The sequence below is a fragment of the Aphanothece microscopica RSMan92 genome (assembly GCF_046613545.2).
GTDB lineage: Bacteria > Cyanobacteriota > Cyanobacteriia > PCC-6307 > Cyanobiaceae > NIES-981.
Genome location: NZ_JBKKKY020000036.1, coordinates 19,397 through 28,072, shown reverse-complemented (window position 1 = coordinate 28,072; position 8,676 = coordinate 19,397). Strand labels below are relative to the sequence as shown.

Below are 8,676 nucleotides of genomic sequence, written 5' to 3'. Positions count from 1 at the left end.
TTCCACGGAATGGACCATGGTGCCTCGGAAGGTCTTCGTGACAGGGGGATCTGGTTTCATCGGCACCAATTTGATTCGTCTTCTCCTGGACCAGGGCTACCACGTGAAGGCACTGGTGCGCTCTGCGGCGGACAGTGAACACCTGGAGAGGCTTCAGCCCGGCAGCGGCACCATGGAAAGCGTGGAGGGCGACCTGAATGATCCTGAGAATTGGTCAGCGATGAAAGGATGTGATGCCCTCTTTCATGTAGCAGCGCACTACTCTCTCTGGCAATCGGATCGAGAACAGCTACGGCGCAGCAATGTTCTCGGCACACGCAACATTCTTGCAGCGGCCAGAAGGGCCGAAGTCAGCAGGGTCGTGTACACCAGCTCGGTGGCCGCCATCGGGGCGGGCAAAGAGGGGCAGACACTCAATGAAAGCCACCAGACGCCGGTGGATCAGTTGGTTGGGGAGTACAAGCAATCAAAATACTGGGCGGAGATGGAGGCAAGACAGGCCATTGATGCCGGCCAGGACATCGTGATCGTGAACCCCACCACCCCGATTGGGCCCTGGGACCGCAAGCCCACCCCCACCGGAGACATCATCCTTCGATTTCTGCGGGGCAACATGCCTTTCTACCTTGATACCGGCCTCAATATCATTGATGTGGATGACGTGTGCTGGGGACACCTGTTGGCCCTCACAAGGGGAAAGACCGGGCGCCGCTATATCCTTGGCCATCGGAATATGACGCTCAAGACCCTGCTCGACCTGCTGTCCAAGCACACTGGCATCGCCAGTCCATCGCGCCGTATCCCGTACTGGATTCCGCTGTTGACCGCGCGCGTGCAGGAAGACATTCTTGCAAAGTTTGGGGTCACGCCATCGATAGCGGTGGATGGTGTGCGCATGTCCAGGCAGTGGATGCACTACGACAGTTCCCGGGCTGTGCACGAACTGGGTCTGCCGCAGTCGGATCTGTCAGCGGCGGTCGAGAGAGCGATTGGATGGTTCAAACAGCATGGCTATGTTCAGAAGTCATGAATCGGGATCAGCCCACAGATCCCCAGGCTTCCACTGAACACCCAGCAGCGTGGAAGCGAGCCCAGAATTGGAATTCAGCAAATGGCCGCCCCAAGCAACGATGCTAAAATGTCCAGTGAAAGGCCTGCGACACCGTTGCAAGCACTGACCCATCGGTTCCTGTCATGGCGGTCCACCTAAAGCAGGCTCTTGAGGTCGGCAAATACTTGATGCTCCAGCGCATCAGCGGGCGAAAGCATTATCCGCTCGTACTGATGCTTGAACCGCTGTTCCGTTGCAACCTGGCCTGCACAGGATGCGGCAAGATTCAGCATCCTGCCGAGATCCTTCGACAGAATTTGAGCCCGGAACAGTGCTTTGCCGCCGTGGAGGAGTGTGGCGCCCCTGTTGTTTCCATACCCGGGGGAGAACCGCTTCTGCACCCGCAGATTGACGCCATTGTGGAGGGCTTGGTAGCTCGCAAGAAATTTGTCTACCTCTGCACCAATGGCCTGATGCTCGAGAAGAGCCTTCACAAGTTCAAACCATCGCCATACTTCACCCTCAGTGTTCATCTTGACGGCATGCAGGCCCTGCATGACCGCTGTGTGGACCGACAAGGAGTCTTTGAAACGGCCGTCTCCGCCATCAAGGCTGCCAAACAGAAAGGCTTCAGGGTCACCACCAATACCACCACGTTCAAGGGGACTGACCCGGCAGATATTCAGGCCCTCTTCGACTTTCTCGAAGAACTCGGCGTTGACGGCATGATGGTATCCCCTGGTTACAACTATGAGTGGGCCCCAGATCAAGACCACTTTCTCGCCAGAGAACAAACCAAGCAACTGTTCAAGGCCATCCTGGCACCGTTCCGATCAGGCGAGAAGCACTGGAACTTCAATCACAACCCTCTCTTCCTCGACTTCCTGACGGGGGATAAAGACTACGAATGTACCCCTTGGGGCAGTCCGAGCTACAGCGTCCTGGGCTGGCAGAAGCCTTGCTACTTGCTCAACGAAGGCCATTATGAAACATTCCAGGAATTAATTGATTCTACTGATTGGGATCAGTACGGCCATGCCAGTGGCAATCCAAAGTGCGCCGACTGCATGGTCCATTGCGGCTACGAGCCCACAGCAGCTGTGGATGCCATGCAACCAGCCAATATGAAGCGGGCCTTGGGCAGCGTGCTTGGCCTCGCTCGCTGAGGGGCCACTGCTTCAAGGCCATCTCTCAATCCATGCCTTCAGCCGTTCCGTATCTCCCCCTCCTGAGCTGACCGTGTCATGACCCTGCGTTCCGAGGCCCTGGAGACACTGAAAGAGACCAGCCGCACCTTCTACATCCCGATCCGCCGCCTGCCGGACGGTCTGCTTGAGGCGGTGTGTGCAGCCTACCTCTGTCTGCGGGCCATCGATGAAATTGAAGATCACCCTGAGCTCGATAACGCGACCAAGGCCCTGCTGCTGCGTCGGATCAGCCTCAACGTCCAGGCGGGAGTCGATGAACACAGCGCCGCATCCTTTGGCCAAGGTCTCGAACAGCATGACGCGGAACTTCCTGAGGTTTCCCTCAGGATTGGCGAGTGGGCTTCGCTGGCTCCGCCCTCCATCGCCCCCCGAATCTGGGACTCCACGGCTGCCATGGCCGATCGCATGGCCCACTGGGCAGAATGCAACTGGAGGATCGAAACCGAATCCGAGCTGAATCAATACACCTTCAGCGTGGCGGGCTCCGTGGGTCTGCTGCTTTCCGATCTTTGGGGATGGCATGACGGAACCCAGACTGACCGCTCTCTGGCGATCGGGTTCGGGCGGGGACTCCAGGCCGTGAATATTCTCCGGAATCAACATGACGACATCAGCCGTGGTGCGAACTTCTTTCCCCATGGCTGGGACCGAAGCCTCATGAATGCCTACGCCAATCGTAATCTTTCTCTGGCTGATGCCTACACACGCCAGCTTCCCACTGGCCCTGTCCTGGATTTCTGCAAGATTCCACTGACTCTCGCCCACGGCACGCTTCAGGCGATGGCCCTCGGCGACCTCAAGCTAAGCCGAGCACGTGTGATGCAGCTGATCGAAGAGGTGATGGGTTCCAAAGCCCTGGACCAGGAGTAGCCCACCATGCTTCGCACCCTCTTTCTGAGTCCCCCATCCTTCAATGGCTTTGATGGTGGCGCCGGCGCCCGCTACCAAGCGAAACGGGAGATCACCTCGTTCTGGTATCCCACATGGTTGGCACAGCCTGCCGCGATGGTTCCTGGGAGCAGGCTTGTGGATGCTCCTCCGCACGACCTGAGTGTTGAGGATGTCCTGGCGATCGCCAAGGATTATGACCTGGTGATCATGCACACCAGCACACCATCGATCGCCAATGATGTTGCATGTGCGAAAGCGATCAAAGAACGACGACCCCATACCAGGATCGGCTTCATCGGAGCGCATGTGGCCGTTCTTCCAGACCAGACGCTCCGCGATCACCCTGTCATCGACTTCGTCTGTCGCCATGAATTTGATTACACTTGCCAGGAGCTCGCCCAGGCCTTGCCCTGGCAGCAGATTACTGGGCTGAGTTATCGCGACAGCTCTGGTGAGGTCATCCACAACCCCGATCGCGAGCTCATCCATGACTGGGACAGCATGCCCAGCGTGCTGCCAACCTATGGGCGCGATTTAGATATCCAGAAGTATTTTATCGGCTATCTCCTGCATCCCTACGTTTCCTTCTACACCGGCCGTGGCTGCCCAGCCAAGTGCAGCTTCTGCCTCTGGCCGCAGACGATCGGAGGGCACCAGTACCGAGCGAAGAGCCCTGAGGTTGTCGGCAGAGAGATGGAGGAAGCCAAAGCGATCTTTGGTGATCGTGTCCGCGAGTACATGTTCGATGATGACACCTTCACGATCGACAAGCAGCGGGCCATTGAGATCAGCAAGCACATGAAACGGCTGAAGCTCACCTGGAGTTGCAACGCACGAGCCAATCTCGACTACGACACCCTCAAAACCCTCAGGGACAATGGCCTTCGGCTTCTGCTGGTGGGTTTTGAATCGGGCAACCAGCAGATCCTCGACAACATCAACAAAGGGGTAAAGCTCGAGGTGGCGCGCAAGTTCATGGAAAACTGCAAACGCCTCGGGATCCTGGTTCATGGCACGTTCATCATCGGCCTGCCGATCGAAACGCCAGAAACCGTTGAAGAAACGATTCGCTTCGCCTGCGACATCAGCCCCCATACCATTCAGGTTTCCATCGCTGCACCCTATCCCGGTACCCAGCTCTATTCCGAGGCCCAGCAGAATGGCTGGTTCTCCGACGACTCACTCGTGGCCGAATCCGGCATCCAGACCTCCACATTGAGTTATCCATCCCTGTCTGGCACCCAGATCGAAGATTCGGTCGAACAGATGTATCGTCGCTTCTATTTCAGACCCAAGGCGATCCTTCCTATCGTTCGCGAGATGGTCACCGATCGCCAGATGCTGATCCGACGTCTACGGGAAGGCCGGGAATTCTTTGCCTACCTGCGGGAGCGACGCAACCAGCAGTCGGCTGCCCATCTGGCAGCGACAGCCCGCTGAGGGGGCCTCGCCTCGCGGTGCCGTTGCCCACAGCTGCAGCACATCCAGCCCGGCTCACAGTCGGTCGCAGGATGGTGATCAATGGGGATGACTTCGGTCATTCCCACGCCGTCAACCAGGCCATCATCCAGGCCCACACCAACGGCGTACTCACCAGTGCCAGCCTGATGGTGACTGGAGACGCCTTCGCCGAAGCCGTCGAGCTGGCCCGACAGCATCCCTCCCTCGGCGTTGGCCTCCACCTGGTGGTGGGCACGGGACGGGCCGTTCTGCCGCCGGCACACATCCCCCATCTGGTGGATGCCAACGGTCGGTTCCCGGATCAGCCCGTGCGGGTGGGTCTGCGCTATCAGTTCAGCCGGGCCGCTCGGCGTGAGCTGCTGCTGGAGATCCGGGCCCAGCTGCAGCGCTTCAAGGACACCGGTCTGCCGCTCACCCATGTGGATGGCCACCTGCACAACCATGTGCACCCGTATGTGCTGCAATGCCTGATCGCGCTCGCCGAGGAGTTCGGGATCCGGTTCATCCGCCTGCCTTTCGAGGAGCTCTCCGTACATCGCGCCACCGGCTCGCGCACCGGCCCTGGCGCCCTGCTGCTGTGGGGCATTTTCCGGCTCCTGCGTGCCCATGGTGTGACGCAGCTGTCGGCCCATGGAATCGGTTATGCCGATCGGGTCTATGGCTGGTTGCATTCCGGCCGGATCACTGAGGCCTATCTCAGCCGCCTGATTCCGCTGATCCGGGCCAACAGGGTGGAAATCTATGCCCATCCCAGCCTGGAGGAGGCGGGGGCATCGGCATCCGACAGTGGCGGAGATGGTCCGCTGGAGCTGCAGGCCCTCACCAGCCCCTCCATCCGACACCTGCTTGCATCCTGCCGTTTTCAGGGCGTCCGCTTCCCCGAGCTCTGAATGCTGGCCTCCGACGCCCTGCTGGAGAACCGCTCGTCCGTGCTGTTGGGGTTGGCCCTGGCCCCATCCCTGCTGATCACCGTGACGGCCATCGTCTACTACCTCCTGGCGCTCTCGGCCGCCGTTCGGTTCCTGCAGCCCGCACCCCCGCCCAACCGTCGGTTCGAGCCTCCGGTGACCATCGTGAAACCGCTGCACGGGGTGGAACCCAGCACAGATGAGGCCCTGTCGAGCTTCTGTGAGCTCACCTATCCCTGTCTGCAGATCATCTTCGCGGTGCGTTCGGCGGCGGATCCGGCTGTCGCCCTGGTGGAGCAGCTGATCCGGCGCTACCCCGAGCGGGATCTTGCCCTTGTGATCAGCGACCACCGCGATGGCACCACTCACGGTGGTGCCAATCACGGTGGTGCCAATCCCAAGGTGAACAACATGGCCCATGCCCTGGCGCAGGCCAAGCATTCGATCCTGGTGTTTGCCGACAGTGACATCTGGGTGGCACCGGATTATCTCCATCGGGTGGTGCAGCCACTGCAGGATCCAGGGGTAGGTCTGGTGACCACGATGTACCGCACCCGCCCCGCCACGTGGATCGCCGCCTTTGAAGCCTTGGCCACCTCCACCGAATTCTTTCCCTCCGTTCTGGTGGCGCGGCAACTCGAGGGCATGGCCTTCGCCTTCGGTGCCACGATCGTGATCCGCCGCCGGGTGCTGGATGGCTTCGGTGGGCTGCCGCTGGTGTCCCACTATCTGGCGGACGACTTCAAGCTGGGCCAGTGCACCGCCCGCTCCGGATTCCAGGTGGTGCTCTCCGAGCATGTGGTGGACCATGCCCTCCGCACGGCCAGCTTCAGAGAGATGCTGCAGCACCAGCTGCGCTGGGCGCGCGGCAACCGCTTCTCACGTCCCTGGGGAACGCTGGGGCTGGTGTTCACCTACGGAACCCTCTCCAGCTTTGTGGTGCTGCTGCTCGCAGGGGCGACATCACCAGCGGTGGCGTTGCTGCTGCTCACCTGGGGGCTCCGGTATGCGCTCGGATGGGTGGTGGGTGTTCGCCTGCTGCAGGACGCTGCTGCCATGCGGCTGCTCTGGTTGGCCCCCGTGCGTGATCTGGTGAGCGCCCTGGTGTGGCTGGTGAGCTGGTTCGGTGCCGACGTGACCTGGGGCGGCCGGCGGCTGATCCTCACCAGCGGCGGCCGGATCAGGGAATCTCGCTCATGAGTGCTGGCCCCCCGCCGTGGGGTGGCCTGCGGCTGGTGTCGCTGAGGATCCTGCCCTCCTCGAGCTTCACGAGGCGGTCAGCGCTGTCGAAGTAGCGGTCGTCATGGCTGATCACGATCACGGTTTTTCCCTTGCTCTGCAGGTCCGGCAGAATCTCCCGGTAAAACAGGTCCTTGAACAGTGGATCCTGGTCGGCCGCCCACTCATCAAACAGACAGATCGGCCGGTCTTCCAGGTAGGCGGTGAGCAGCGCCAGCCGCTTGCGCTGCCCCTGGGACAGCTCGAGGGTGGAGAGCCTGCCGTTCTCCACCCTCACCTTCTGCGTGAGCCGCAGCTTGTGCAGATAGTGGGCCGCCTGGCGGTCCAGCTGCCGATGCTCCAGTCCCAGCAATTGCTCAAAGAGGTGGAAGTCAGCGAACACGGCGGAGAAATGCTGTCGGTACCACTCACGGTTGGCGTCATCGATCAGGAGGCCATCGATGCGCACCTCTCCCCGCTCAGGCGCATACAGGCCGGTGATCAGCTTCGCCAGGGTGGACTTGCCACTGCCATTGCCTCCGATCAGGAACAGCACCTCCCCGCGTCTGATCGTCAGATCCAGCGGACCGAGGGTGAACGTGTCCTCATCCTCGCCGCTGCGGTAGGGGTACACCACGCCGTCGAGCCGAAGCACCCGCCAGGCCTCCTGCTGCGGCTCGCTGCCGGCCAAAGGTTCCGGGTGCAACGAAAGCGAGAGACCGAGGGCATTGATTTTCCTCAGGGCCACATTCGAGCGTGAGAGATAGGGAAGGTTGTTCACAATGTTGTCAACAGGCAACATCATGAAGGTGAAGGTGAGGATGTAGCTGGAGATCAGCTCGCGGCTGGATGCGACCAACTGAGGAAGGGCGAAGAGGATGATCCCCGCCGCCACAAAGAAGATCAGCTTGCCCACGCTCGATGACACGGCAAACCAGTTGAGCCCGCGGATGCTGAGATCCCTGAAGTGCTGCGCGGTGGGCTCCACCTGCTCGTCCAGAAACGCCATGCGCCTGCGCTGATGGAGCTTCAGCTCCTTGATGCCCTCGGTGGTGCTCCGGAAGTGGCGGAACAGGTGGTCCTCTTCGTCACGGGCGCGCATCAGCCAGCGCTCGCCCCATCGCACGAACCGGATGCAAGTGAATCCGGCAAGGCTGCAGAGCGCCACCATCAGCGCCAGGCCGGCCCAGGAGAGCCAGGTGATGTAGGCCAGGCAACCCACCGCGGTGGCCAGGTCGATGCAGACGAATGGGATGCGTTCGATCGCATCGGTGATGGCATGCACATCCTGGGTGAGGCTGGCCATCAGGCGTGGGCTGCCGAGTTGCTCCAGGCGACTCAGCTCAGAGTTCAGGATCTGGCGCACCAGCCTCACCCGGATCTGGTACACCGCCCCCTGGGAGAGACGCACCAGCACCAGCTGGGAGACGATGCTGGTGGCCAGGGCCACCAGGACCAGGCCGACAAAGCCAGCCACCAGCCAGCCACCGGCAGGCGACTCCTGTTGATGGAGGGAACGACTGATCAGGGCAATCAACCCTGCTGAGCTGACTCCACTCACCATGCCGGTGACGATGGCGATCGCCATGCGGCGCCCGGATGTGCGCAGCAGAAACCGGATCAGCTCCATCCCAGAACCAGCCGGTGCAGACGTTGCCCTGATGCAGCCCTGAACATGGCCATCCCGTTAGCAGGGCCAACCTAAACGTTCTGCTTCAGGGGCTCCCGAAGCGATCCCCTCAGCGAGGAGGCCGAGTCGAGACTCTCACATCTGGGGGCTACATCTGCGGCCACTCTGCTGAACCCTGGCCGCTGCCTCCAGACAGCTCAGCGACACCTGGATGAGGAGGTGCGTCACCCCAACCCCCAAAGCGTATGCAGACGAACAGGTGGATAGCGGATCCGCAAAAGAACCCGGGACAACATCGGCTTGCAGGCA

The 8,676-nt window shown here is 60.9% G+C and carries 7 protein-coding genes; 6 read left to right on the top strand and 1 reads right to left on the bottom strand.

Annotation, left to right across the window (positions count from 1 at the left end; genetic code table 11):
* Nucleotides 1-16: 16 nt before the first annotated feature.
* The 6 genes from hpnA to hpnI all read left to right on the top strand — a co-directional run bounded on the left by hpnA (nt 17) and on the right by hpnI (nt 6,719).
* Nucleotides 17-1,030, top strand: a complete 1,014-nt coding sequence (gene hpnA / locus ACLD7X_RS10730) for a hopanoid-associated sugar epimerase (RefSeq protein ID WP_411423627.1) — start codon at nt 17-19, stop codon at nt 1,028-1,030.
* Between the two features lie 164 nt (nt 1,031-1,194).
* The gene (hpnH, locus tag ACLD7X_RS10725) at nt 1,195-2,217 is read left to right on the top strand and encodes an adenosyl-hopene transferase HpnH (protein ID WP_411423626.1); all 1,023 of its coding nucleotides are present in this window, start codon (nt 1,195-1,197) and stop codon (nt 2,215-2,217) included.
* A 78-nt stretch (nt 2,218-2,295) separates the two neighbouring features.
* Complete coding sequence (locus ACLD7X_RS10720) at nt 2,296-3,129, top strand: squalene/phytoene synthase family protein (RefSeq protein WP_411423625.1); 834 nt, start codon at nt 2,296-2,298, stop codon at nt 3,127-3,129.
* A 6-nt stretch (nt 3,130-3,135) separates the two neighbouring features.
* Nucleotides 3,136-4,590 (top strand): hopanoid biosynthesis associated radical SAM protein HpnJ, encoded by a 1,455-nt coding sequence (hpnJ, locus tag ACLD7X_RS10715; protein ID WP_411423624.1) that lies wholly within the window; start codon nt 3,136-3,138, stop codon nt 4,588-4,590.
* A gap of 71 nt (nt 4,591-4,661) precedes the next feature.
* Entirely contained in the window at nt 4,662-5,501 is an 840-nt protein-coding gene (hpnK, locus tag ACLD7X_RS10710; RefSeq protein ID WP_411423623.1) for a hopanoid biosynthesis-associated protein HpnK, read from the top strand.
* Nucleotides 5,502-6,719 (top strand): bacteriohopanetetrol glucosamine biosynthesis glycosyltransferase HpnI, encoded by a 1,218-nt coding sequence (gene hpnI, locus ACLD7X_RS10705; protein WP_411423622.1) that lies wholly within the window; start codon nt 5,502-5,504, stop codon nt 6,717-6,719. It begins immediately after the preceding gene.
* On the opposite strand, the gene ACLD7X_RS10700 is transcribed toward hpnI, so the two are convergent.
* A complete protein-coding gene (locus tag ACLD7X_RS10700; RefSeq protein ID WP_411423621.1) occupies nt 6,700-8,367 on the bottom strand; it encodes a cyclic peptide export ABC transporter in 1,668 nt (555 codons plus the stop codon). The genes hpnI and ACLD7X_RS10700 overlap by 20 nt on opposite strands.
* Between the last annotated feature and the right edge of the window lie 309 nt (nt 8,368-8,676).